Source organism: Mesorhizobium sp. M7A.F.Ca.US.011.01.1.1, assembly GCF_003998295.1.
Classification (GTDB): Bacteria; Pseudomonadota; Alphaproteobacteria; order Rhizobiales; family Rhizobiaceae; genus Mesorhizobium.
This window is the reverse complement of the sequence record NZ_RZRT01000209.1, coordinates 1-759: the sequence shown is the minus strand read 5'-3', so window position 1 is coordinate 759 and position 759 is coordinate 1. Positions and strand designations below refer to the sequence as shown.

At 63.9% G+C, this 759-nt stretch carries 1 protein-coding gene; it reads right to left on the bottom strand.

Annotated elements, in window-relative coordinates; translation table 11 throughout:
* Positions 1–688: beta-ketoacyl synthase N-terminal-like domain-containing protein (locus EOA13_RS37360; RefSeq protein WP_275955674.1), on the bottom strand; the 688-nt coding region annotated here is incomplete at its 3' end.
* Positions 689–759 lie beyond the last annotated feature (71 nt).

The following is a 759-nucleotide window of genomic DNA, read 5'->3' as shown; positions in this document are numbered from 1 at the left end:
TGCCCGCACCCTCGCCCAGCACCAGGCCCTTCCTATCGGCGGAGAAGGGCCGGCAGGTATCGGGTGAAAGCACGCGCATTGCTTCCCATGCTTTCAGCACGCCCCATGCGAAGGGTGCGTCGCTGCCCCCGGAAACCATTACGTCGGCCCGGCCCAGCTTGATCTGGTCCACCGCCGAGGCGATCGCATGGTTGGCCGAGGCACATGCGGAGGTCACCCCGAAGACCGGCCCGCGCAAGCCGAGGCTCAAGCTAAGATGGACGGAAGCGGCGCTGGGCATCACCTTTACTCCAGTGAAGAGTTCAGCACGGATTGCGCTACCCAAAAGCAGTGAGCGGTAAGTTTGTTCTGTTGCGTACGAACCGGTAAATCCGACGCCCACTGTCGCGCCGAAGCGATGGGCATTCCCCTCGTCGCAGGAAAGTCCGGCCTGCCGCATGGCTTCGCGCGCTGCAAGCACGGCGAGCAAGCTGAAGCGGTCCATGGAGATGAGATGCCCCCGGTTGATGTCGTGCTGGGGCAGCGCCTTGATCTCAGCGCCGGTCATGCCCTCCAGGTCATGAAGCTCGGAATTGGCGATCGGGCCGATGGCGGAGCGGCCTTCGCGCATCTCTTTCCACATAGAGGCGGCCTCGGTGCCCAGTCCGCACAGGCCGCCCACTCCGGTGATAACGACGCGCCTGTCCATTCAAGCCTCCTTCGCAAGCAAGCCGCGGACGGCTTCCACGACGTCGCCGACATTCTTGAGATTGGACCAGG